We start from the raw sequence: 21,738 nt of genomic DNA on the forward strand, positions 1-21,738 counted from the left end.
CGGATCGCGGTGCGATCCGTTTTTTTCCCGCGGGTTTTTGGGGTAGCGGCCCGTGCGGGGGGGCATGTCGGCCGTCGACGGCATTGCCTTGCCGCACGGGACGCCCATGATCCGCGCGGCATGACCAGTGACGTCACCGGACCGCATTGCGACGTCCTGCTCGCCGCGCTGAAAGCCGAGGCGCGCCAGGTCGCGCTTGCGCGGCGCGCCGGGATCGACCCGGCCGGCGCAGGGGAGGCGCTTGCCAGCATCGTGCTCCGCGACTGCCCGCCGCCGGCCGGCGCGCTCGTCTCGGGCTTCTGGCCGATGGGGCCAGAGATCGACCTGCGCCCACTGCTGCACGCCCTTCATGCGCGCGGGCAGGCGCTCTGCCTGCCGGTCACCCCGAAGCGCGGCCAGCCGCTGCGCTTCCGCCGCTGGGCCCCGGGCGACCCGCTCGCGCCGGGCCCGATGGGAACCCGCCAGCCTGCCGAGGGCCCGGACGTCACGCCCGACTGGCTGCTGGTGCCGCTGCTGGCATTCGACCGCGCCGGCCGGCGGCTTGGGTATGGCGGGGGCTACTACGACCGCACCCTGGCCGCGCTGCCACACGCGGGCGTGACCGGTGTTGCCTATGCCGCGCAGGAGATGCATGACCCTCCGGGGGTGCCCGCCGGCCCCCTGGATGCGCGCCTGCCGCGCGTGGCGACGGAGACGGGCGTGGTGATCTGCGGCGGGGTCTCGTGAGGCTCCTGTTCCTCGGCGATATCGTCGGGCGGTCGGGCCGCGACGCGGTGATCGCCGCGCTGCCGGCACTGCGGCGCGACCTGGCGCTCGACCTGGTCGTGGTGAATGGGGAGAACGCCTCGCACGGCTTCGGCCTCGCGCCCGATATGGCGCGCGCGCTGTTCGCCGCCGGTGCCGACGCGATCACGCTCGGCAACCATGCCTGGGACCGCAAGGAGATCGTCCCCTACATCGAGGAGGAACCGCGCCTCATCCGCCCGCTGAACTACGCGCCGGGCACACCGGGGCGCGGCGCGACCGTGGTGCAGGTTGCCGGTGGCCGGCGTGTCCTGGTGGTGCAGGCGATGGGGCGCCTGTTCATGGAGCCGCTCGACGACCCTTTCCGCGCCGTGCAGGCGGAACTCGCGAAGCAGACCCTGGGTGCCGCGGGCAGCGTGCAGGCGGTGATCGTGGACATCCATGCCGAGGCGACCAGCGAGAAGCAGGCCATGGCGCATTCCTTCGACGGGCGCGCATCGCTGGTCATCGGCACGCACACGCATGTGCCCTCGGCCGATCATCGCGTGCTGCCGGGCGGCACGGCCTTTCAGTCCGATGCCGGCATGTGCGGCGACTACGACAGCGTGATCGGCATGCAGAAGGGCGGTGCCTCGCTGCGCTTCTGGCGCAAGGTGCCGGCCGAGAAGCTGGCCCCGGCCGAAGGCGCCGCGACGGTCTGCGGCCTGTTCGTGGAGACCGACGACGCGACGGGACTGGCGCGGCGCGTCGCGCCGCTGCGGATGGGCGGCACGCTGGACCCGGCGATGCCGGCCGGCTGAAACCGGACGCGCGGGTGCTTCCCGCGCGGCGTGATCCGATCCAGCCTGCGCTTCGACGGGGGAGGAGTCTGCACATGGACCTGGGCTTCACGGGACGGCGCGTGCTGGTGGTCGGCGCCTCGGCCGGCATCGGATTCGCGACCGCCGAAGCGCTGGCGCGCGAGGGGGCGGAGTTATTGATCGCCTCGCGCGATCCGGCCGGCATCGCCGTGGCGGCCGCGCGCATCGCGGCCGCCACGGGCCGACGGCCTGCGAGCCTCGCGGCCGACCTCACGCAGGCCGGCGCGGCCGAGTCCCTGGTCGCGGCTGCGCAGGCGCGCTGGGGCGCGATCGATGCGCTGGTGGATTGCGTCGGCGGGTCGATCCGTTCGGGCTTCGAGGCGCTGACCGACGAGGACTGGCTGGCGAATTACGGCTTCAACGTGTTGTCGGCGGTGCGCATCGTGCGCGCATCCCTGCCGCTGCTGCGGCGCGGCGACGCCCCGTCGATCGTGCTGATGGGGGCGGCAGCTTCGCGTATGCCCTATCCGAACCAGATCGTGTCGAACGTGCACAAGGCGGGGCTGCTCGGGCTGACCAAGACGCTGGCGGGCGAATACGCGGCCGAGGGCATCCGGGTGAATTGCGTGGCCCCGGGGCGCACGCTCACGCGCCTGTGGACCGACCGCGCGGCCAGGATGGCGGCCGAGCGCAACGTGACGGCCGAGGAGGTGATCGCCGAATTCGCCCACGAGATCCCGCTCGGGCGCTTCGGCACGCCGGAGGAAGTGGCGGCGATGGTGATCTGGCTGTCCAGTCCGCGCGCGGGCTACGTCACGGGCCAGACCGTGAATGTCGATGGCGGGATCGCGCGCGGGCTTTTGTAGATCGGACGGGCCGGGCGGACCTTCGCCCGTGCCGCAGATGCAATACGCCGGTCGGGCGGTGCAGCCCGGGGCGTTTCGCACCACGCGGCGGGCGTTGCTTTCGCCGATGGCCGTCGGGCCGACCGGCGCTCCCGGCCGTGGCGTCAGTACATGGTCTGGTTGAGCCGCTCCGGCGCCTCGCGGTCATAGGCGGCGGGGTCCACCTGGCCGTCGGCGCGGTGCGAGGCGATGAGCTGGCCCATCGTCGGCAGCCCGGCCGGGCGGGGCGCGCCGCCCCAAAGGCGCGACCGCATGATCGACTTGGCGCATTGCATGAACAACTCGCTCACGGTCACCACCAGGACCGTGGCGGGCGCCTTGCCGCGTTCGACGAAGCGGCTGCACAGCGCCGGGTCGCTGGTGATGCGCGCGGTGCCGTGCACGCGCAGCACCTCGGACGCGCCGGGGACGAAGAAGATCACCGAGACGCGGTTGTCCTCGAGGATGTCGCGATAGGCATCGAGCCGGTTGTTGCCGCGCCGGTCGGGGATCAGCAGCGACCCATCCGGTTCGACCGCCACGAAGCCCGGCGCATCGCCGCGCGGGGTCGCGTGCACGCCGCGTGCGCCCACGGTGGACAGGATGCAGAACGGGGAGGCGGCGATCCAGGCGCGCGCCGTCGCCTCGACCCGATGGGTCACCTTCTTGAGCGGGCCTTCCAGCGGCTGGTCATAGACCGCGCGCAGCTGGTCCTCGGTGGTGACGGCGAAGGGGTCGATGGGGGCTTGCGTGTCCATCCGCCAGTTTCACCCGGTCCGGGCGCGGTTTGCCAGCCCCGGCTTGCCCGCGGCCGGGCGCGCCGCGTAGAAGCCCGGTCGAACCCCCGGATTGATCGAGAGAGAGACGGCCATGGCCGGCCATTCGCACGCCAAGAACGTCATGCACCGCAAGCAGGCCCAGGGGGCGAAGCGCGCCCAGGCCTTCAGCAAGCTGATCCGCGAGATCACCGTCTCGGCCAAGCAGGGGCTGCCCGACCCGGCCATGAATCCGCGCCTGCGCGCGGCGGTGAAGGCGGCGCTGGTGGCGAACATGACGCGCGACACCATCGACCGCGCGATCAAGCGGGCGTCCGAGGCCGGGCAGGGCGAGGGCTACGAGGAAGTGCGGTACGAGGGCTACGGCCCGCATGGCATCGCGATCATCGTCGAAGCGCTGACCGACAACCGCAACCGCACCGGCGGCGACCTGCGGTCGATGTTCGCAAAGAATGGCGGCGCGCTGGGCGAGACGAATTCGGTGGCCTTCCAGTTCGAACGCAAGGGCGTGCTGCGCTTCAAGGCGGCGGTCGCGACCGCGGATGCCATGCTGGAAGCGGCGATCGAGGCGGGTGCGGCGGATGTGGAATCCGACGAGGAAGGGCACGAGGTGTCCTGTTCGGTCGAGGATTTCGCGACCGTGCGCGACGCGCTGGAAGCCGCCTTCGGCCAGGCCGAGGCCGCCAGGCTGGAATGGTGGCCGAGCACGACCATCGACCTCGACGAGGACCGCGCGCGCGAGGTGCTGAAGCTGGTCGATGCGCTGGACGATCACGACGACGTCCAGACCGTCTATGCGAATTTCGAGGTCGACGAGGCGGCGGCGGCGCGGCTCTCGGCGGCCTGAGTCATCCGCCTCGGCGCTGCAGGTCGCGCAATGCCAGGAAGCCGATCCGCGTCACGCCGTGCCGCGTGATGAGCGCGGCGAGGTCCGGGTCGACCAGCGTTTGCGCATCGTCACAGCGCAGCGTGTGCGCCATCGAGCCGTGCCCGCGCAACTCCTCGCCGTCGAAGGCGGGATGGGCAAAGACCTCGGTCACGCCGGCGGGCAGGCGTGGCAGTTCCGCCCGCAGCGTCGCACCTGTCGGCGTCGGCCAAGCATAGAGCATGTGCTCGTTGAACAGGATTCCGCGCGCGGTTGCGCGTTCGCGTGGGCCGAAGTCCTGCCGGTCGGTGTGGTCGGCCGGCGCCATCCTGACAGGAATGCGGAAGCGCGCGGCCAGGTCCAGATACACGTCGAACAGGTCCGCGCGGTCCTGCATGACGCCCATATGGGCGTCGAGATGCGTGACATCGACGCCCCAGGACAGCGCCGTTTCGATCTGCGCCAGGCATTCGGCGCGCGCATCCTCTGCGGTGAGGCGATCGAGCACTTCCGCGCCCGTGCGCGGCAGGAAGCCGGCCGCATCGTGCAGCGTCGCGCCGCGGGTCAGGCCGCGCCAGCGATAGCCTTCGTATTCGCTGGTCAGGGTCAGGTGCACGCCGATCGGGAAGCCGCGGCATAGCCGCACCGCCTCGGGCGCCCAAGGGCAGGGCACCATGAGCGTGGCATCGGTCGCGATACCGTGGACGAGCGCGCGATGCGTCGCGAGGTTGGCGGCATGGCAGTAGCCGAGGTCGTCGCAGTTCACGATGAGCAGCCGCGCCGCCTTATCGAAGCCCAGTCGCCCCGCGAGATCCGAAACTGCCATTCCTGCATCCCCGCCTGCCGTGTCGCGCGACGGTAGCGGCGACGCGCGTGTCGGGCCAACCGCGTCAGCCCGGCAGGCTGTCGTGGAAGGTGATGCACATCCGCATGGCGCCGATCGGCTCCGCGTAGTGCGGCTGGTCGGGCAGCACCACCGCGCTGTGGCCGGGCGACACGATCGCTTCGCCCGGCGGGTCGAGGAAGACGAGGCGCATGCGTCCCTCGATCACCTCGACCACGCCCCAGACGCCGGGCTTGGTGCGGTGTTCCCGCCGCAGTGCGGCGGGCAGCGTCGTCTCGTCGAAGACCGGCGTCGTGCGATAGGCGGCCACGCTCAGGCCTCCGGCCGCAATTCGGCGGCGTGGTCGGGATAGGGCGAGACCGGTCCCGGCTGCCCGCCGCCGAGTTCCGAGGCGAAGCCGTGGTTGACGTCGCGGTGGTGCGCTTCGTCGGCGCGGATCACGACCACCACGTCGCGCAGCGTCGCATCGGCTGGCAGCTTCCAGTAGTGCCGCGCGATCGCCGGCGCGGGTGGGTTCTCGGACCGCCCGGCATCGATGTCGGCGAGGTAGTGGGTGTAGCTGATCACCGCCTCCTCCTCGAAGTAGCCGACGACGCGGTGCGCGGTCTTTGGGCTCGCCAGGTACAGCAGGAAGAAGCAGACGTAGAACACCCACTGCACGCCCAGGATGACGATGCGTTCGAAGACGGTGGGCTTGGCGACCTCGATGAAGGTCATCAGGTGCATGCGCTCGTTCTCCGCCTCCTCCATCAGGGTGCGGATCCAGCCTTTGTCGTCTTCCATGCGGCGCAGGCAGCGCAGGTGGGTCAGCGTCGCGCCGACCATGCCGGGCACGGCGGCGACGGTCTCGAGCACGATGGCGCGGTGGCCGTAGCGTTTCGCGAAGAAGGTATCGGCGCAGAAGCGCAGCACCTTGGTGAAGCCGAGCGCGATGCGGTCGGAGATGCCCCGCGGCGCGTGATGGACGCCAAGGGCGACCTGCGGGTTGGACATGGGGGACGCTCCTTTGGTCAGGCTGCGCCGGGCAGCGGCAGGGGGGAGAGAGCGTATTGCAGGCTGCGGGCGATGCGTGCGGCCTTGGCCTGCATCGCGCAGGCAGCGTCGGGCGGCAGCGATTCCGCCGTCGCCTGCGCCCAGAGCTCCAGCCAGCGTTCGAACAGCGCGGGCGTGATGCGCGCCTGGTGCTTCAGGTGCGCCGCCATCGGATTGCCCTTGTAGCGGCCGGAGGTGAGCATGACCGACGACCAGAAGGCCGACAGCGTCTGCAGATGGCCTGGCCAGTCGTGGATGGCGTCGTTGAAGACCGGGCCGAGCACGGCATCGGCTCGGACCCGGTCGTAGAACAGGGCGACCACGCGCTGGAGGGTGTCGTCGTCGATACCGGGGCTGTCGTGCATCGCACACCTAAATCATGCATCGTGGTTACATGTATCGAGAGGGCTGGAAAGATGCAAGAGAAAAACATATATAAAAAAAGCATGATTTGAGGTCAGCGCATGCGGCTCACCCGCTACACCGATTACGCCATGCGGACGTTGCTCCACCTGGGCACGCGGCCCGACGAGGTCTGTTCCATCGCCGAGATCGCCCGCGCCTACGGCATTTCGCAGAACCACCTGATGAAGGTGGTCAACGAGCTCGGACGTGCCGGCTTCGTCACCAGCCTGCGCGGCCGGTCCGGCGGCATCCGCCTGGCGCGGGCGCCCGCCGAGATCAGCGTCGGCGCCGTGGTCCGCCACATGGAGGGGGATTTCGACCTGGCCGATTGCCCCACCTGCGTCATCGCCCCCGCCTGCGGCTTGATCTCGGTGCTGGACGAGGCGTTGCGCGCCTTCCTGGCGGTGCTGGACCGCGCCAGCCTGGCGGATCTGCTCGACCGGCGTGCGGCGGCGCTGCGGAGGCTGCTCTCACTGCCGGGCTGAGCGCGCCGGCGCAGGTCTGCTAGACCCGCGGCCATGTCGCGCCGCCCGATTCGCATCCTCGGCCTCGACCCCGGCCTCCAGCACACCGGCTGGGGGCTGATCGAACACGATGGCTTCCGCCTGCGCTTCCTGGCCGAGGGCGTGATCTCCACCACCCCCGCCGAGGACCTGCCCGACCGCCTGCTCGCGCTGCATCGCGGCCTCGCCGCCGTCATCGACCTTCACGTGCCTGAAGAAGCCGCCGTCGAGAACACCTACGTCGCGCGCAATCCCGACAGCGCGCTGAAGCTCGGCCAGGCGCGCGGCGTCGTCGTGCTGGCCCCGGCCCTGGCGGGCCTCGCCGTCGCGCAATACGGCGCCATGGAAGTGAAGCGCGCCGTCGTCGGCAACGGCCACGCCGCCAAGGACCAGGTCCAGGCCATGGTGAAGCACCTGCTGCCCGGCGTGACCTTCAAACGCGCCGACGCCGCCGACGCGCTCGCCGTCGCGATCTGCCACGCCCATCACCGCCAATCGCGCGCTGCCCTCGCACGCGGGTATCAGCCGGCATGATGGGGCGGCGCGCGGCGGGGGAGGGCTTTGCCCTCCCCCGGACCCCCTCCCACCAAAGGCCTAAGGGCCTCTGGACACCAATACTGATCGGGGGAGTTGGGGAGGGGCATGGCGCGCCTGTCGCGTCAGTCCGTCCCGACGATGCCCCTCCCCAACTCCCCCGATTAAAATCGAGGGATCCAAGGGCCTTAAGCCCTTGGTGGGGGAGGTCCGGAGGGGGCAAAGCCCCCTCCGCCGGAGCGCCCGCCCCATGATCGCCGCGCTGAAAGGCCGTGTGGAGGCCACGCACGAAGGTGGGTGCGTGTTTGATGTGAATGGCGTGGGGTATTTGCTGTCGTGTTCGCGCAAGACGTTGGATGCGTTGACGGGGCGTGAGGGTGTTCAGCGGCTGCTGGTCGAGACGCGGGTCAGCCAGGATGCGATCACGCTTTATGGCTTCTTCGATGCGGCGGAGCGTGAGGCGTTCCGGGCGCTGATCGAGGTCAAGACGGTCGGGCCGCAGAAGGCGTTGATCGTGCTGTCGTCGCTGTCGCCCGATGGGCTGGCGCGGGCGATTGCGGGCAAGGAGCGCAAGCGGCTGTCGGAGGTGAAGGGGCTGGGCGCGGCGACGGCGAACCGCATCGTCGATGAACCGGCGATGCAGAAATGGGCGGTGGGGCGCGCGACGCCGGATGCGGATGGCGAGGGTGCGCTGCCCGCGGCACTTCCCGAACAGGGCGCGGAGGCAGATGCGGTTTCCGCGCTGGTGAACCTGGGCTGGAAGCAGCCGCAGGCGGCGGCGGCGATCGCGCGCGCGGCGAAGCGGCTGGGTGACGCTGCGACGCTGGATGCGCTGATCCGTGACGGGCTCAAGGAAATGGCAAGATGAGTGGCGGGCCCGCCGCGGGCGGGACGAGCGGCGATCGCATCACCGACCCCGAGCGCCAGGACGACGACTATGGCGAGCACGCGCTGCGCCCGCAGACCATCGCGGACTTCACCGGCCAGCAGTCGCTGCGCGAGAACCTCGGCGTGTTCATCGCGGCGGCGAGGGCACGCGCGGAGCCGATGGACCATGTGCTGTTCCATGGCCCGCCGGGGCTGGGCAAGACCACGCTGGCGCAGATCGTCGCGCGTGAACTGGGCGTGGGTTTTCGCGCGACCTCGGGGCCGGTGTTGCAGCGTTCGGGCGACCTCGCGGCGATCCTGACGAACCTGCAGCCGCGCGACGTGCTGTTCGTCGATGAGATCCATCGCCTGCAACCGGCCATCGAGGAGACGCTCTATCCCGCGATGGAGGATTTCTGCCTCGACCTCATCATCGGCGAAGGTCCTGCCGCGCGAACCGTGCGGATCGACATTCCGCCCTTCACGCTGATCGGCGCGACCACCCGCGCGGGGCTGCTCGCGACACCGCTGCGCGATCGCTTCGGCATTCCGCTGCGCCTGGTGTTCTACACGGCGGCCGAACTGCACGGCATCGTCAGCCGCGGCGCGCGAAAATTGAACTTTGCGCTGTCGGATGATGGGGCGTTCGAGATCGCCAAGCGCTCGCGCGGCACGCCGCGCATCGCGGGGCGGCTGCTGCGGCGCGTGCGGGATTTCGCGCTGGTGGAGAACCGTGCCGCCGACCGCGCCATGGTCGATGGTGCGTTGTTGCGACTGGAGGTGGATGCGCTCGGCCTCGATGCGATGGACCGGCGCTATCTGCGCCGCATCGCCGAACACCATGGCGGCGGGCCGGTCGGCATCGAGACGCTGGCCGCGGCGCTGGCCGAAGGCCGGGACACGCTCGAGGAAGTGGTCGAGCCCTTCCTGATCCAGGAAGGCCTGGTGCTGCGCACGCCGCGCGGGCGGATGCTGGGCGAGGCCGGCTGGCGCCACCTGGGACTCGCCCCGCCGGCGGGGCTGGTGGCGCAGCTCGACCTGTTGCGGGACACCGATCCGTGACCGGCCCCGAACCAAATAAGGCAAATGCACCGCATCGATACCCGCTGCGCGTGTATTTCGAGGATACCGACGCCGGCGGGATGGCCTATCACGCCCGATATCTGCATTGGGCGGAGCGCGCGCGGACCGAATCCTTGCGTGCCATAGACTTGCCGCACCAATTTATGATGGAACGTCACAATGCGTTGCTGGTGGTGCGGCGCGTCGAAGTGGAGTACTGGCGGCCCGCCCGCCTGGATGAGTCCGTTGTGGTCGAGACGTCGGTGCTGCGCGTGACCGGCGCGCAGGTGGTCCTCGGGCAGGTGGTCTGCGCCGCGGATGGCGGGGCGGACAGGCTGGCGGGACTGAAGGTCGGCCTGGTCTGCGTGGGCCGGGACAGCCTGAAGCCGGTGCCGCTGCCGGAGCCTTGGCGGTCGGTGTTGAAGGGACTCGTCGTGCCGGGCTGACCCCCGGTGGCGACGATGCACAGGCCCCGCGGGGCCTCGGAAGGAGAGACGGCGTGAACGGCAACGTGACCGCCCAGGCGCTCGGGCAGGCAGCGCACGATCTTTCGCTCTGGGGGCTGTTCCTCCAGGCGGACTGGGTCGTGAAAGGCGTGATGATCGGGCTGCTGATTGCCAGCGTCTGGGTCTGGGCGATCGTGTTCGACAAGGTGACCGGACTGCGCCGGGCCAACCGTGCCGCCGATGCCTTCGAGGACCGCTTCTGGTCCGGCGGCAGCCTCGATGACCTGTTCGCCCGCGAAGGCGAGGAGCCGTCCCACCCCATGGCTGCCGTATTCGGAGCGGCGATGCGCGAATGGCGCCGCTCCGCCGGTGCCGGCAGCATCATGGGCGGTGCCAAGGAACGCGTCGAACGTGCCATGACGGTGACGATCGGGCGGGAGATGGAACGGCTCGAACGCTGGATGGTGTTCCTCGCGAGTGTCGGTTCCGTCGCGCCCTTCATCGGCCTGTTCGGCACGGTCTGGGGCATCATGAATTCCTTCGCCGCGATCGCGGGGATGCAGAACACCAACCTCGCGGTGGTCGCCCCCGGCATCGCCGAGGCGCTGTTCGCCACCGCCATCGGCCTGGTCGCGGCCATCCCGGCGGTGCTGGCCTACAACAAGCTGAATACCGACCTGGCGCGCTTCGCCGCGCGGATGGAATCCTTCGCCACCGAATTCGCCGCCATCCTGTCGCGGCAGACCGAAGTGGCGGCGAACGACGCGGCGGCCCCGGCCGCGAGCGCGGCGGAATAGCCACGATGGCCGGGTCCCTGATGAACGGCGGGCGCGATCGCCGGTCGCGCTACCGGCCGATGGCCGAGATCAACGTCACGCCCTTCGTCGACGTCATGCTGGTGCTGCTGATCATCTTCATGGTGGCCGCGCCGCTGATGACGGTGGGCGTGCCGGTCGACCTGCCGCGCACCGCGGCCACGCCGCTGAACCAGGAGACCGAGCCGCTCACCATCACGGTCGATCCGCAGGGCCGCATCTTCCTGCAGGAGACCGAGGTGCCGATGGAGGAACTGGTGCCGCGCCTGCGCGCCATCATGCAGAACCAGCCACAGGGCGCGCCGGAACGCCGCATCTTCGTGCGCGGCGACCGCGCCATCGCCTATGGTCGCGTGATGGAGGTGATGGGCACCATCGCCGGTGCCGGCTTCACGCGCGTGGCGCTGCTGGCCGAACAACCCTCCGGCGCGCCCGCCGCGCAACCCGCCCGCCCTGCCGCGCCCGCCCGCCCGGCCGGACAGCCGCGCGGCTGACGGCCGGGGAGCGGAAGGATGGGCCGGCCATCCTCGACCGCCGGGATGACCCTGAACCGCTGGGGCGTGGTCTCCGCGGCGCTGCATGCGGCCGTGCTGCTGACCGGCGCGCTGTTCGTGCTGGCGCGCCCGATCCCCGAGCCCGAAGAACAGGGCATCGCGGTGGAACTCGTGGCACCTGGCCCGCCGCAGATGGCACAGGCCGACATCCCGCGCCCGCTGCCCGCCCCGCCGGCGCCCGAGGCGACGCCCACACCCCCGACGCCCGAACCGCCCGCGCCGACGCCGCCGCGCAACACGCCGCCCGAGCCCCCGCCACCGCCGCCCCCGCCGCCGCCCGCGCCGGCGCCCACGCCATCGCCGCCGAGCCCCACGCCCGCGCAGCCCACGCCGCCCGCACCCACACCGGCACCCAGCCCCGACCCGGTGCCGGCGCCGCGCGTGACGCAGCCAATCCCGACGCCGCCGGCGCCGCCGCAACAGCAGCAGGCCGCCACCCCGCCGCGAGCCGACCCGCTGCCGCTGCCGCCCACGCCGGTGCCTCCGCCGCCCGAGCCGTCGCAGCAGGCGGGCACCGGCCAGACCCCGCCGGTGGCGCGCCCGCAGGAACGCAGCACATCGGTGCAGAACACGCTGGAACGCCTGCGCACGGCCCAGCAGCAGGACCGCGCGCCGACCGCGCGGCCCAACCCGTCAGGCGCGCCGCAGCAGGGTGGCGGGTCGCCCACCGGTTCGGCCGCGCTGACGCAGGGCGAGATCATGGGCCTGGCGAACCAGATCGCCGAATGCTGGAACGTCGATCGCGGGATGCTCGGCCTCGATACGATCGTGGTCGAATTGCGCGTCGTGCTCGACAGCCAGGGCACGGTACGCAACGTGCTGCCGTCCTCGGGCGTTCCAGCCGATCCTCGTGCGCGATCGGTCTACGAATCGGCGCGCCGGGCGCTTATGTCCCCGCAATGCAACCCGCTGCGCGTGCCGCCCAACAAGTATCGGACCGTCATGGATTCCGTCTTCCGCTTCAACCCGAGGGGCCTCGTGCGATGAACCCTTGCTCTCCCTTCGCGCTGACGCGCCGCCGCATGCTGGCGGGCGTGGGCGCCGGCCTGGTCGCGCCGGGCATCTTCGCCACACCGCTGCCCGCGGCCGCCCAGCAGGCCACGCAGGGTGCCGTCATCGACATCACGCGTGCGCGCACCGATCCGATTCCGGTCGCGATCCCTGATCTCGCGGGCGGTGGTGATGCGGCGCGCGTGGGGCGTGACATCGCCCGCGTGATCCAGAACAACCTGCGCAATTCCGGGCTGTTCCGCCCGATCGATCGCCAGGCGTTCATCCAGACGCCCGAGAGCGCCGCGCAGACCCCGCGCTTCCAGGACTGGCGCGTGATCGGCGCGCAGGCGCTGGTGACCGGGCGCGTGGTCGAACAGGGCGGCCAGCTGCGCGTCGAATTCCGCCTGTGGGACGTGCTGCCCGAGGCGCAACTGCAGGGCACCGCCTTCACCGCGCCGGCGGCGAACTGGCGGCGCATCGCGCATCTGATCAGCGACGTGATCTACGAACGGCTGCTGGGCGAGAAGGGCTACTTCGATACGCGTGTGGTCTATGTCAGCGAGACCGGCCCGCGCGATCGCCGCACGCGCCGCCTCGCGATCATGGACCAGGATGGCGAGAACCACCGCTTCCTGACCGATGGCCGCTTCGCCGCGCTCACGCCGCGCTTCCATCCCTCGGCCGAGCGCATCGCCTTCATGTCCTATCGCGACCGCGGGCAGCCGCAGGTCGTGCTGTTCGACATCGGCTCGGGCAGCCAGCAGGTGCTGGGCAATTTCCAGGGCATGACGCTCTCGCCGCGCTTCGCGCCGGATGGGCGTTCGGTGGTGCTGTCCTCGACGCGCGGGGGCGATGCGAACATCTACGTGGTGGATCTCGCGTCGCGGCGCGAACGGCAATTGACCAGCGGTGGCGGGCTCGATGTCTCGCCCTGCTATTCGCCCGACGGCAACCAGATCGTGTTCAATTCCGACCGCGGCGGCGACCAGCAATTGTATGTGATGGATGCCGGCGGCGGAAACGTGCGGCGGATCTCCTTCGGGCGCGGCCGCTACGCCACGCCAGTGTGGTCGCCGCGCGGCGACCTGATTGCCTTCACGCGCTTCGGCGGCGGCGGCTTCGCCATCGGCGTGATGCGCCCCGATGGATCGGGCGAGCGCATCCTGTCGGAAGGCTGGGCGATGGAAGGGCCGACCTTCGCGCCGAACGGGCGCATGCTGATGTTCTACCGCGAGAGCCGCGCGACGGATTCGCGCGGTGGTGGATATTCGGCGCGCATCGCGTCGATCGACATCGCCGGCTTCAACGAACGCCCGGTGCCCACGCCCACCGACGCGACCGATCCTGCGTGGTCGCCGCTGCTTTCGTGACCGGCGTCGCGCTTGACCCCATGGGCCGTGGGCGCTTACCCCACGGCCTGAAAATCACTGCACCAGGAGACCCCCCGATGAAAACCCGCCTGTTCGGCGCCGTGGCTGCCCTCGCGCTGCTCGCTGCCTGCTCGAACACTGACCAGAACGCGGCGGCGACGGGGGCCGGCGGCACGATCCGCCCTGGCAGCCAGGAAGACCTGGTGGCCAATGTCGGCGACCGCGTGCTGTTCGACTTCGACCGTTCCACCATCCGCGCCGACCAGCGCCCGATCCTGGAGCGCCAGGCTGCGTGGATGGGCCGCAACGCCGAGGTGCGCGTGCAGGTCGAAGGCCACACCGACGAACGCGGCACCCGCGAATACAACCTGGCCCTGGGTCAGCGCCGTGCGAATGCGGCGCGCGATGTGCTGGTGGCCGGCGGCGTCAACGGCGCGCGCATCACCACCATTTCCTATGGCAAGGACCGCCCGGCGGCGCTCGGGTCGGACGAAGCCGCCTGGGCGCAGAACCGCCGCGCCGTGACCGTCGTCCAGTAACCGAAGGGGATGGCCCGGCGTAAGCCGGGCCGCGCCGCCATGGCCCGCAGCATCGCGCTGACCGCCGCCCTGATCGCCCTGCCGCTGCTGGCCGCCCCCGCGCGCGCCCAGATGGACAGCCGGGAGGGCATCGCGCTGCAGAACCAGATCCTGGAACTGCGCCGCGACCTTGATGCCGTGCGCCGCGGCGGTGGTGCTGCCGCGCCCGTCCCGCGCGGGGGCAGCGGTGGCGCACCGCCCGAGACGGTGCAGGCGCTGCTTGGCCGCGTGCAGGAGCTGGAGGAGACGGTCCGCCGCCAGCGCGGCCAGCTCGACGTGGCCGAGAACGCCAACCGCCGCATGGCCGAGGAAATCGAGAAACTGCGCGGCGACATGGATTTCCGCCTGCAGCAGCTGGAAGGGGGCGGCCGGCCTGGCGCCACCCGCCCTCCGCAGGGGCCGCCGTCCGCCCAGGCGCCGGCCCCGCAAGCCCAGCCGGCCGCACCGGGCAGCCCCCCGGCGCCGGGCGGCCCCAGAACCGCTGAACGCGCCCTGGCGGACGGCCAGGCGGCCCTGGCCCGTGGTGATTTCCCCACCGCCGAGGCAGCAGCGCGCGAGGTGATCGCCGGTCGCTCCGGCCCGCGCGCGCAGGATGCGCAGTTGCTGCTGGGCGAGGCGCTGCTCGGCCGCCGACAGTTCCAGAACGCGGCGCTGGCCTTCGATGAGGCGTATCGGCGCAACCGGCAGTCCGGCCGTGCGCCGGAAGCGCTGCTTGGCCTGTCGAACGCCTTCATCGGCTTCGGGGCGCGGCGCGAGGCCTGCGACACGCTCGACCAGCTGGCCTCGGAGTACACCCGCCTGGCGCAGCCGGTGGCGACCCGTGTGGCGGATGCGCGGCGGCGCGCGCAATGCCGGTGAGGGCGCGCCGCGGCGCGGTGTCAGGCGCCGGCGCCCAGTCGTCTGGCGCGCCATGGCGCCTCGCCCGCCCATGGGGATAACGCGCCGCTGAACGCCCGGGCCTTTGCCGCGCTGATGGCGCCGCTCGGCCCATTCGGCGAAGCGCCGCGGATCGCGGCGGGCATTTCGGGCGGGCCGCACAGCTTGGCGTTGGGGCTGCTTGCCGATCACTGGGCGCGCATGCGCGGCGGCGGGCTCCTCGCGCTGGTGGTGGACCACGGGTTGCGACCCGAAAGCGCTGCCGAGGCGGATCACGTTGCGGCGATGCTGGGATCACGCGGGATCGCCGCGCGGGTGCTGCGGCTGCACCTGCCTGCCGGGCCAGGTTTGCAGGCGCGCGCCCGGGCGGCTCGGCTGGCGGCGCTGACCCAGGCCGCGTCGGCGGCCGGGCGGCCCTGGCTGCTGCTGGGCCAGCATCGGGCCGACCAGGCCGAGACGCTGCTGTTCCGTGCGCTGCGCGGCAGCGGGCCGGCCGGGCTCGCAGGCATGGCGGCGGTGCGCGAGGGCGGTGCCGCATTGGTGCTCCGGCCGTTGCTGGGCGTGGCACCGGCCACCCTGGAAGCGGTGGTGGCCGAGGCAGGCCTCGTGCCCGTCCGCGACCCGAGCAATGCCGATGCGCGCTTCGCCCGGGTCCGGCTGCGCGCCGCTCTGGCCGATCCGGGCGGGGAGGGGGCTGGCGTGGCCGCGCTGGCTGCTGCTGCCGCCGCCTTCACGGCGCGCCGGGAGCGCACCGAGGCCGAGGTCGCCGCCCGGCTGGCCGCCGCGGCCGAGTTGCGGCCGGAAGGCTTTGCCTGGATCGATCCGGCCGTTTTCGGGCAGGACCGGGTCGCGGCGGCGGGCCTCGCGTGGCTGGTACGTCTGGTCGGCGGCGGTGCGATGGCGCCCGCGCCGGTGCAGGTCGCGGCGATGCTCTCGGCCGGCGGCGGGACGCTGGGCGGGGCCTGGCTCCGGGCTGGTGCGCGCGGTCGGTGGCTGCTGGCGCGCGACCCGGGCGGCCTGGCGCCCGAGGTCGAGGCGCTGGCCGGCGCCACCTGGGACCGGCGGTTCCGGCTGGCCGGGCCTGGCCGCGCGGGGTGGCGGCTGGGGGCGCTCGGCACGGCGGCGGCAGCGCTGCGCGGGGGCGCCGGGCTGCCCTCGGCCGTGCTGCGGGCGTTGCCCGCCATCCGCGACCCGAACGGCGCGCTGGCCGCGGTGCCGATGCTGGACTATCCTTCATCCGAGGCGTGCCGCCCCTTCGCGACCGTGTTCGCGCCGGGGGTGGGCGGAGAGTTTTCGGCGCGACCATTCAAGGCTGGTCAACCCGACCTTATGTGTAGTGCCAACGCCGGCGGACCCTCCCGACCGGCACGGAGAGAGACAACCGCACGTGAATAATTTCGGCCGGAATCTCGCGCTCTGGGTGATCGTCGCCCTGCTGCTGGTGGCGCTGTTCAACCTGTTCCAACCTTCGGGCGGCGGGCGCACGACGGCGCAGCAGGTGGCGTATTCGGACTTCCTGAACGAAGTGAATGCCGGCCATGTACGCGAGGTCTCGATCCAGGGCCGCACGCTGACGGGCCAGCTGAGCGACGGTCGGTCGTTCCAGACCTACACGCCGGAAGACCCGACGCTGGTCTCCCGCCTGACCGAGAAGAACGTGCGCGTCGTCGCGCGGCCCGAGGAAAGCGACGTCAATCCGCTGTTGCACTACCTGATGTCCTGGTTCCCGATGCTGCTGCTGATCGGCGTCTGGATCTTCTTCATGCGCCAGATGCAGGGCGGCGGCGGGCGCGCCATGGGCTTCGGCAAGTCCAAGGCCAAGCTGCTGACCGAAAAGCAGGGCCGCGTGACGTTCGAGGACGTGGCCGGCATCGAGGAAGCCAAGGGCGAGCTCGAGGAGATCGTCGACTTCCTGCGCGACCCGCAGAAGTTCCAGCGCCTGGGTGGCAAGATCCCGAAGGGCGTGCTGCTGGTGGGCCCGCCGGGTACCGGCAAGACGCTGCTCGCGCGCTCGGTCGCCGGTGAAGCGAATGTGCCCTTCTTCACCATCTCGGGCTCCGACTTCGTCGAGATGTTCGTGGGTGTCGGCGCATCGCGCGTGCGCGACATGTTCGAACAGGGCAAGAAGAACGCGCCCTGCATCATCTTCATCGACGAAATCGACGCGGTCGGCCGCCATCGCGGCGCCGGCCTGGGTGGCGGCAACGACGAGCGCGAGCAGACGCTCAACCAGATGCTGGTCGAGATGGACGGCTTCGAATCCAACGAAGGCGTCATCATCATCGCGGCCACCAACCGGCCGGACGTGCTCGACCCCGCGCTGCTGCGCCCGGGCCGCTTCGACCGCCAGGTGGTCGTGCCGAACCCGGACGTGAACGGGCGCGAGAAGATCCTGCGCGTGCACATGCGCAAGGTGCCGCTGGCGTCCGACGTCGATCCGAAGGTGATCGCGCGCGGCACGCCGGGCTTCTCCGGCGCGGACCTGGCCAACCTGGTCAATGAAGGCGCGCTGCTGGCCGCGCGCACCGGCCGTCGCACCGTGGGCATGGCCGAGTTCGAGGCCGCCAAGGACAAGGTCATGATGGGCGCGGAGCGCCGGTCGTTGGTCATGTCCGAGGACGAGAAGCGCATGACCGCCTATCACGAGGCAGGCCACGCGCTGGTCGCGATGCACGAACCCGAATGCGACCCGGTCCACAAGGCGACGATCATCCCGCGCGGCCGCGCGCTGGGCCTGGTGATGTCGCTGCCGGCCGGGGACCGTTATTCGAAGCACAAGTCCAAGCTGAAGTCCGAGCTCGCGATGGCGATGGGCGGGCGTGTCGCCGAGGAACTGATCTTCGGCGCCGACAAGGTGTCGAACGGCGCCTCGGGCGACATCAAGATGGCGACCAGCCAGGCCCGCATGATGGTCATGGAATGGGGCATGTCGGACGTGATCGGCATGATCGCGTACGGCGACAACAGCCAGGAGGTCTTCCTGGGCCATTCCGTGACGCAGACCAAGAACCTGTCCGAGGAGACCGCGCGCAAGATCGACAGCGAGATCCGGTCGATCATCGACAGCGCCTACCAGCGTGCGAAGACCATCCTGTCCGAGCACATGGACGAGCTGCACCTGCTGGCCAAGGGCCTGCTGGAGCACGAGACGCTGTCGGGCGACGAGATCCGCAACGTCATCCGTGGCGAGCCGATCGTGCGTAACCGGCCGGATGAGCCTGTAAACATGGGCCGCGGTTCTGTGCCGTCCGCCGGGCGGCCGACGCCGCGCCCGCCGGGGCTGAACCCCGGGGCCGCGCCGGCCACCTGAAGCCCCCACGCGGGCAGCGAAGTCGAACAAGGGCGGGTTCCGCGGGTGCGGGACCCGCCCTTGCCATGTCCGGGCCCGATTTCCGGCGCGGCCGAACCGGTCTATGGCAGCGCTGCCACGCAACCGGTGCCACCCGTGATCCTGTCCCGCCGCGCATGACCCGCCTTGTCGAACCGATGGGCCTGTTGACCGGCCCGGCCGCCTTCCATGCCCTGCGCCAGGGCCATGCGCTGCCACTGCAGGGCGGCGACATCGCCTTCACCTTCGTCCGGCTGGTCGAGGACGGAGAGGACCTGGGTGTCGGCCCGATCGGCCAGGTGCCGGAGGATTGGCACGACGCGCTGCACGCCATCGCCGAGCGCCCCGCGCCCTTCGCCGGCCTGCAGGCCGACCGGCCGCTGGTGATGGGCGTGGTCAACGTCACCCCCGACAGTTTCTCGGATGGCGGGCGGCATTTCGACCCGCAGCGGGCGATCGCGGCCGGGCATGCGATGCTCGAGGCCGGGGCCGACATCCTGGACATCGGCGGGGAATCGACTCGCCCTGGTGCGGGCGCCGTGGCCGTGGAGGACGAGATCGCGCGCGTGCTGCCCGTGGTGCGCGAACTGGCCAAGGCTGCGCCGGTCAGCATCGACACGCGCCATGCCGCGACGATGGATGCGGCTCTCGATGCGGGTGCGGAGATCGTCAACGACGTCTCGGCGCTGCGTCACGACCCGGCCGCGCTCACGCTTGTCGCGAAGTCGCACGCGCCGGTGATCCTGATGCACATGCCCGGCGATGACCCCGGCACCATGCAGTCGCTCGCGCAGTACGACGATGTGGCGCTGGAGGTGGCGGGCTTCCTGCGCGACCGGATCGCGACCTGCGAGGCGCTCGGCATCGCGCGCGGGCGCATCGCGATCGACCCCGGGATCGGCTTCGGCAAGACCATCGCGCACAACCTGGCGCTGATCGAAAGGCTGCCGCTGCTGGCCGCGCTGGGCTGCCGGGTGGTGCTGGGGGCCTCGCGCAAGCGCTTCATCGGCACGCTGTCGGGTGTGGAGGAGGCCGGGGCGCGCGTGCCCGGCAGCATCGCCGCCGCCCTGGCCGGTGCTGCGCGCGGCGCCTCCGTGCTGCGCGTCCACGACGTTGCGCAGACGGTCCAGGCCCTTTCGGTCTGGCGCGCCTGTGTGGCCGGCCGCGCCCCCGAGTAGATCGCGGTCCAGGGGGCCGTAGCCCCCTGGTGGGGAACGCGAGGGGCAACGCCCCTCGCATCCTGTCCTGCCCCGCTGTAGGGATTGCCCATGACGAACGCCCCTGCCCGCCGCCTGTTCGGCACCGACGGCATCCGCGGCACCGCCAACCGCGCCCCGATGGATGCCGCCACGGCGCTCCGCCTCGGCCAGGCTGCCGGCCGCTACTTCAACCGTGGCACGCACCGCCATCGCGTGGTGATCGGCAAGGACACGCGGCTGTCCGGCTACATGCTGGAACCCGCGCTGACCGCGGGGTTCGTGGGTGCGGGGATGGATGTCGTGCTGGTCGGCCCGCTGCCCACGCCGGCGATCGCCTTGCTCACGCGGTCGCTGCGCGCGGATCTGGGCGTGATGATCAGCGCCTCGCACAATCCCTACGAGGATAACGGCATCAAGCTGTTCGGCCCCGACGGGCTGAAGCTGACCGACGACCAGGAATGCGCGATCGAGGCGCTGATGGACGGCGACCTGGATGCCGCGCTGGTGGCGCCGTCGCGCCTTGGCCGTGCCAGCCGGCTGGAGGATGCGCCGGGCCGCTACATCGAGGCCGCGAAGGCATCCTTCCCGCGTAGCCTGACGCTGGAGGGCCTGCGCATCGTGGTCGATTGCGCGCATGGCGCCGCCTACAAGGTGGCGCCCACGGTGCTGTGGGAACTGGGTGCGGACGTGGTGCCGATCGGCGTCTCGCCGGACGGCTTCAACATCAACAAGGGGGTCGGCTCCACCGCACCTGCCGCGCTTGCCGCGCTGGTCCAGGAACGGCGCGCCAACCTCGGCATCGCGCTGGACGGCGATGCCGACCGCGTGGTGCTGACCGACGAGACCGGCCAGGTGGTCGATGGCGACCAGATCCTGGCGCTGATCGCGCGGTCCTGGCTTTCGCGGGACCGGCTGCGCGGCGGTGCCGTGGTGGCGACCGTGATGTCCAACATGGGCCTCGAGCGTTTCCTCGCTGCGCGCGGGCTGGACCTGCTGCGCACCGCGGTGGGCGACCGGTATGTCGGGGAGCGCATGCGCGAGGTCGGCTGCAACCTGGGCGGCGAGCAGTCCGGCCACATGATCATGCCGGAATTCGGCACGACCGGGGATGGGCTGATCGCCGCCTTGCAGGTGCTGGCGGTGCTGGTCGATGAAGGGCGGCCGGCCAGCGAGGCGCTGCGCTGCTTCGCGCCGCTGCCGCAGCGCCTGGTGAATGTGCGCTACGCGGGGCCCTCGCCGTTGGCGGATGCGGCCGTGAAGGAGGCGATCGCGGCGGAGGAGGCCGCGCTTGGCACGCGCGGGCGCGTGCTGATCCGCGCGAGCGGTACCGAACCGGTCATCCGCGTGATGGCCGAGGCGGAGGAGGAAGCGCTGGTCGATGCCACCGTCGCGCGGCTCGCCGACACCATCCGGGCCAAGGCGCGCGCCGCATGAAGGGGCGCGTGCTGATCGTGGCCGGCAGCGATTCCGGCGGTGGGGCCGGCATCCAGGCGGACATCAAGGCGGTGACCGCGCTGAATGCCTTTGCCATGACGGCGGTGACGGCGCTGACCGCGCAGAACACGCAGGGCGTGCATGGCGTGGTCGGCGTGGACCCGGCCTTCATCCGCCAGCAGATGGCGGTGGTGCTGGACGATCTGGGCGCCGATGCCATCAAGACCGGCATGCTGCACAGCGTGCCGGTGATCGCGGCCGTGTGCGACGAACTGGCCGCCCGCGCGCGGGGCATCCCGCTGGTGGTCGATCCGGTGATGATCGCCAAGGGCGGGCATCCGTTGATCGCGGCGGACGCCATCGCGACGCTGAAGGCGCGCCTGCTGCCGATCGCGACCGTGATCACCCCCAACCTGCCCGAGGCCGAGGCGCTGGTGGACCGCCCGATCCGCACGCTGGCGGAGATGCGCGGCGCCGTGGACGCGCTGCGCAGCCTGGGCGCGCCCTGCGTGGTGCTGAAGGGCGGGCACATGGACGGCGACACGCTGACCGACCTGCTGGTGACCGCCGATGGCAGCGAGGAATTCACCGCGCCGCGCATCGACACGCGCCACACGCATGGCACGGGTTGCACGCTGGCGAGCGCGATCGCCGCGGGGCTCGCGCAGGGCATGGCGGTGCGCGAGGCGGTGGTGCGCGCGCGGGCCTACGTGCAGGCGGCGATCGCGGCGGCGCCGGGGTATGGGGCAGGGCACGGGCCGCTCGACCACGCCATCACCTTCGACCCGGCGCGGCTGCCGCGTTAACGCCGGCTTCACCCTGGCCGTGG

The 21,738-nt window shown here is 71.4% G+C and carries 25 protein-coding genes; 20 read left to right on the forward strand and 5 right to left on the reverse strand.

The genetic code is table 11. The features are described from left to right. Positions 1–120: 120 nt before the first annotated feature. From MWM08_RS07020 to MWM08_RS07030, 3 genes are all read left to right on the forward strand, one after another. Entirely contained in the window at positions 121–726 is a 606-nt protein-coding gene (locus tag MWM08_RS07020) for a 5-formyltetrahydrofolate cyclo-ligase (protein ID WP_244458750.1), read from the forward strand. After that, positions 723–1,544: a TIGR00282 family metallophosphoesterase gene (locus MWM08_RS07025; protein WP_244458751.1), complete on the forward strand. Its 822-nt coding sequence runs from the start codon at positions 723–725 to the stop codon at positions 1,542–1,544. The genes MWM08_RS07020 and MWM08_RS07025 overlap by 4 nt, the downstream gene beginning before the upstream one ends. A gap of 74 nt (positions 1,545–1,618) precedes the next feature. Further along, a complete protein-coding gene (locus MWM08_RS07030) occupies positions 1,619–2,410 on the forward strand; it encodes an SDR family oxidoreductase (RefSeq protein ID WP_244458752.1) in 792 nt (263 codons plus the stop codon). Positions 2,411–2,553: 143 nt separating this feature from the next. On the opposite strand, the gene MWM08_RS07035 is transcribed toward MWM08_RS07030, so the two are convergent. Then, on the reverse strand, positions 2,554–3,186 hold the full coding sequence (locus MWM08_RS07035) for an MSMEG_1061 family FMN-dependent PPOX-type flavoprotein (RefSeq protein ID WP_244458753.1): 633 nt from the start codon (positions 3,184–3,186) through the stop codon (positions 2,554–2,556). 112 nt (positions 3,187–3,298) lie between these two features. Between MWM08_RS07035 and MWM08_RS07040 the strand changes: the two genes are divergently transcribed. Next, complete coding sequence (locus MWM08_RS07040) at positions 3,299–4,051, forward strand: YebC/PmpR family DNA-binding transcriptional regulator (RefSeq protein ID WP_244458754.1); 753 nt, start codon at positions 3,299–3,301, stop codon at positions 4,049–4,051. A gap of 1 nt (position 4,052) precedes the next feature. Here MWM08_RS07040 and MWM08_RS07045 read toward each other — a convergent pair whose 3' ends face one another. The 4 genes from MWM08_RS07045 to MWM08_RS07060 form a co-directional block, all read right to left on the reverse strand. Further along, complete coding sequence (locus tag MWM08_RS07045) at positions 4,053–4,895, reverse strand: ChbG/HpnK family deacetylase (RefSeq protein ID WP_244458755.1); 843 nt, start codon at positions 4,893–4,895, stop codon at positions 4,053–4,055. A gap of 64 nt (positions 4,896–4,959) precedes the next feature. Further along, complete coding sequence (locus MWM08_RS07050) at positions 4,960–5,223, reverse strand: TehB family protein (RefSeq protein WP_244458756.1); 264 nt, start codon at positions 5,221–5,223, stop codon at positions 4,960–4,962. A gap of 2 nt (positions 5,224–5,225) precedes the next feature. Then, positions 5,226–5,906 carry an alternative oxidase gene (locus MWM08_RS07055; RefSeq protein ID WP_244458757.1) on the reverse strand — a complete coding sequence of 227 codons (681 nt, stop codon included), beginning with the start codon at positions 5,904–5,906 and terminating at the stop codon, positions 5,226–5,228. A gap of 17 nt (positions 5,907–5,923) precedes the next feature. Continuing rightward, the gene (locus MWM08_RS07060) at positions 5,924–6,310 is read right to left on the reverse strand and encodes a group III truncated hemoglobin (RefSeq protein WP_244458758.1); all 387 of its coding nucleotides are present in this window, start codon (positions 6,308–6,310) and stop codon (positions 5,924–5,926) included. A 99-nt stretch (positions 6,311–6,409) separates the two neighbouring features. On the opposite strand from MWM08_RS07060, the gene MWM08_RS07065 reads away from it, so the two are divergent. The 16 genes from MWM08_RS07065 to thiD all read left to right on the forward strand — a co-directional run bounded on the left by MWM08_RS07065 (position 6,410) and on the right by thiD (position 21,715). Continuing rightward, on the forward strand, positions 6,410–6,835 hold the full coding sequence (locus MWM08_RS07065; RefSeq protein ID WP_244458759.1) for an RrF2 family transcriptional regulator: 426 nt from the start codon (positions 6,410–6,412) through the stop codon (positions 6,833–6,835). Positions 6,836–6,868: 33 nt separating this feature from the next. Next, positions 6,869–7,387 (forward strand): crossover junction endodeoxyribonuclease RuvC, encoded by a 519-nt coding sequence (ruvC, locus tag MWM08_RS07070; protein WP_230169265.1) that lies wholly within the window; start codon positions 6,869–6,871, stop codon positions 7,385–7,387. Between the two features lie 250 nt (positions 7,388–7,637). After that, positions 7,638–8,255, forward strand: coding sequence for a Holliday junction branch migration protein RuvA (gene ruvA / locus MWM08_RS07075; RefSeq protein ID WP_244458760.1), 618 nt, complete (start codon positions 7,638–7,640; stop codon positions 8,253–8,255). Next, entirely contained in the window at positions 8,252–9,316 is a 1,065-nt protein-coding gene (gene ruvB, locus MWM08_RS07080) for a Holliday junction branch migration DNA helicase RuvB (RefSeq protein ID WP_244458761.1), read from the forward strand. The genes ruvA and ruvB overlap by 4 nt, the downstream gene beginning before the upstream one ends. 50 nt (positions 9,317–9,366) lie before the next feature. Further along, the gene (locus MWM08_RS07085; protein ID WP_255751405.1) at positions 9,367–9,762 is read left to right on the forward strand and encodes a YbgC/FadM family acyl-CoA thioesterase; all 396 of its coding nucleotides are present in this window, start codon (positions 9,367–9,369) and stop codon (positions 9,760–9,762) included. A gap of 53 nt (positions 9,763–9,815) precedes the next feature. Beyond that, a complete protein-coding gene (gene tolQ, locus MWM08_RS07090) occupies positions 9,816–10,559 on the forward strand; it encodes a protein TolQ (RefSeq protein WP_244458762.1) in 744 nt (247 codons plus the stop codon). Between the two features lie 5 nt (positions 10,560–10,564). Then, complete coding sequence (tolR, locus tag MWM08_RS07095; protein ID WP_244458763.1) at positions 10,565–11,071, forward strand: protein TolR; 507 nt, start codon at positions 10,565–10,567, stop codon at positions 11,069–11,071. 45 nt (positions 11,072–11,116) lie between these two features. Next, positions 11,117–12,118, forward strand: a complete 1,002-nt coding sequence (locus tag MWM08_RS07100) for a hypothetical protein (RefSeq protein WP_244460068.1) — start codon at positions 11,117–11,119, stop codon at positions 12,116–12,118. Beyond that, positions 12,115–13,494, forward strand: a complete 1,380-nt coding sequence (gene tolB, locus MWM08_RS07105) for a Tol-Pal system beta propeller repeat protein TolB (protein ID WP_244458764.1) — start codon at positions 12,115–12,117, stop codon at positions 13,492–13,494. The genes MWM08_RS07100 and tolB overlap by 4 nt, the downstream gene beginning before the upstream one ends. Positions 13,495–13,571: 77 nt before the next feature. Continuing rightward, the gene (gene pal / locus MWM08_RS07110; protein WP_244458765.1) at positions 13,572–14,033 is read left to right on the forward strand and encodes a peptidoglycan-associated lipoprotein Pal; all 462 of its coding nucleotides are present in this window, start codon (positions 13,572–13,574) and stop codon (positions 14,031–14,033) included. 39 nt (positions 14,034–14,072) lie between these two features. Continuing rightward, positions 14,073–14,930, forward strand: a complete 858-nt coding sequence (locus tag MWM08_RS07115; protein ID WP_244458766.1) for a tol-pal system YbgF family protein — start codon at positions 14,073–14,075, stop codon at positions 14,928–14,930. A gap of 114 nt (positions 14,931–15,044) precedes the next feature. After that, entirely contained in the window at positions 15,045–16,343 is a 1,299-nt protein-coding gene (tilS, locus tag MWM08_RS07120) for a tRNA lysidine(34) synthetase TilS (RefSeq protein WP_244458767.1), read from the forward strand. Next, positions 16,336–18,258, forward strand: a complete 1,923-nt coding sequence (gene ftsH / locus MWM08_RS07125) for an ATP-dependent zinc metalloprotease FtsH (protein ID WP_244458768.1) — start codon at positions 16,336–16,338, stop codon at positions 18,256–18,258. The genes tilS and ftsH overlap by 8 nt, the downstream gene beginning before the upstream one ends. 155 nt (positions 18,259–18,413) lie before the next feature. Next, positions 18,414–19,454: a dihydropteroate synthase gene (gene folP, locus MWM08_RS07130; RefSeq protein WP_244458769.1), complete on the forward strand. Its 1,041-nt coding sequence runs from the start codon at positions 18,414–18,416 to the stop codon at positions 19,452–19,454. A 90-nt stretch (positions 19,455–19,544) separates the two neighbouring features. Then, entirely contained in the window at positions 19,545–20,909 is a 1,365-nt protein-coding gene (gene glmM, locus MWM08_RS07135) for a phosphoglucosamine mutase (protein WP_244458770.1), read from the forward strand. Beyond that, positions 20,906–21,715, forward strand: coding sequence for a bifunctional hydroxymethylpyrimidine kinase/phosphomethylpyrimidine kinase (gene thiD / locus MWM08_RS07140; RefSeq protein WP_244458771.1), 810 nt, complete (start codon positions 20,906–20,908; stop codon positions 21,713–21,715). Before glmM ends, thiD begins: the two co-directional genes overlap by 4 nt. The last annotated feature ends 23 nt before the right edge of the window (positions 21,716–21,738 follow it).

Origin of the sequence: Roseomonas fluvialis, assembly GCF_022846615.1 — a bacterium.
GTDB lineage: Bacteria > Pseudomonadota > Alphaproteobacteria > Acetobacterales > Acetobacteraceae > Neoroseomonas > Neoroseomonas fluvialis.

Excerpts from the sequence above, each read along its gene's own strand:
- MWM08_RS07100 (WP_244460068.1), top strand. The coding sequence starts at position 11,117 with ATGACCCTGAACCGCTGGGGCGTGGTCTCCGCGGCGCTGCATGCGGCC.
- MWM08_RS07020 (WP_244458750.1), top strand. The coding sequence starts at position 121 with ATGACCAGTGACGTCACCGGACCGCATTGCGACGTCCTGCTCGCCGCG.
- tolB (WP_244458764.1), top strand. The coding sequence starts at position 12,115 with ATGAACCCTTGCTCTCCCTTCGCGCTGACGCGCCGCCGCATGCTGGCG.
- folP (WP_244458769.1), top strand. The coding sequence starts at position 18,414 with ATGACCCGCCTTGTCGAACCGATGGGCCTGTTGACCGGCCCGGCCGCC.
- MWM08_RS07030 (WP_244458752.1), top strand. The coding sequence starts at position 1,619 with ATGGACCTGGGCTTCACGGGACGGCGCGTGCTGGTGGTCGGCGCCTCG.
- tilS (WP_244458767.1), top strand. The coding sequence starts at position 15,045 with ATGGCGCCGCTCGGCCCATTCGGCGAAGCGCCGCGGATCGCGGCGGGC.
- ruvA (WP_244458760.1), top strand. The coding sequence starts at position 7,638 with ATGATCGCCGCGCTGAAAGGCCGTGTGGAGGCCACGCACGAAGGTGGG.
- tolR (WP_244458763.1), top strand. The coding sequence starts at position 10,565 with ATGGCCGGGTCCCTGATGAACGGCGGGCGCGATCGCCGGTCGCGCTAC.
- ruvC (WP_230169265.1), top strand. The coding sequence starts at position 6,869 with ATGTCGCGCCGCCCGATTCGCATCCTCGGCCTCGACCCCGGCCTCCAG.
- pal (WP_244458765.1), top strand. The coding sequence starts at position 13,572 with ATGAAAACCCGCCTGTTCGGCGCCGTGGCTGCCCTCGCGCTGCTCGCT.
- thiD (WP_244458771.1), top strand. The coding sequence starts at position 20,906 with ATGAAGGGGCGCGTGCTGATCGTGGCCGGCAGCGATTCCGGCGGTGGG.
- MWM08_RS07055 (WP_244458757.1), bottom strand. The coding sequence starts at position 5,906 with ATGTCCAACCCGCAGGTCGCCCTTGGCGTCCATCACGCGCCGCGGGGC.
- ruvB (WP_244458761.1), top strand. The coding sequence starts at position 8,252 with ATGAGTGGCGGGCCCGCCGCGGGCGGGACGAGCGGCGATCGCATCACC.
- MWM08_RS07115 (WP_244458766.1), top strand. The coding sequence starts at position 14,073 with ATGGCCCGCAGCATCGCGCTGACCGCCGCCCTGATCGCCCTGCCGCTG.
- glmM (WP_244458770.1), top strand. The coding sequence starts at position 19,545 with ATGACGAACGCCCCTGCCCGCCGCCTGTTCGGCACCGACGGCATCCGC.
- MWM08_RS07040 (WP_244458754.1), top strand. The coding sequence starts at position 3,299 with ATGGCCGGCCATTCGCACGCCAAGAACGTCATGCACCGCAAGCAGGCC.
- MWM08_RS07065 (WP_244458759.1), top strand. The coding sequence starts at position 6,410 with ATGCGGCTCACCCGCTACACCGATTACGCCATGCGGACGTTGCTCCAC.
- MWM08_RS07045 (WP_244458755.1), bottom strand. The coding sequence starts at position 4,895 with ATGGCAGTTTCGGATCTCGCGGGGCGACTGGGCTTCGATAAGGCGGCG.
- MWM08_RS07035 (WP_244458753.1), bottom strand. The coding sequence starts at position 3,186 with ATGGACACGCAAGCCCCCATCGACCCCTTCGCCGTCACCACCGAGGAC.
- MWM08_RS07060 (WP_244458758.1), bottom strand. The coding sequence starts at position 6,310 with ATGCACGACAGCCCCGGTATCGACGACGACACCCTCCAGCGCGTGGTC.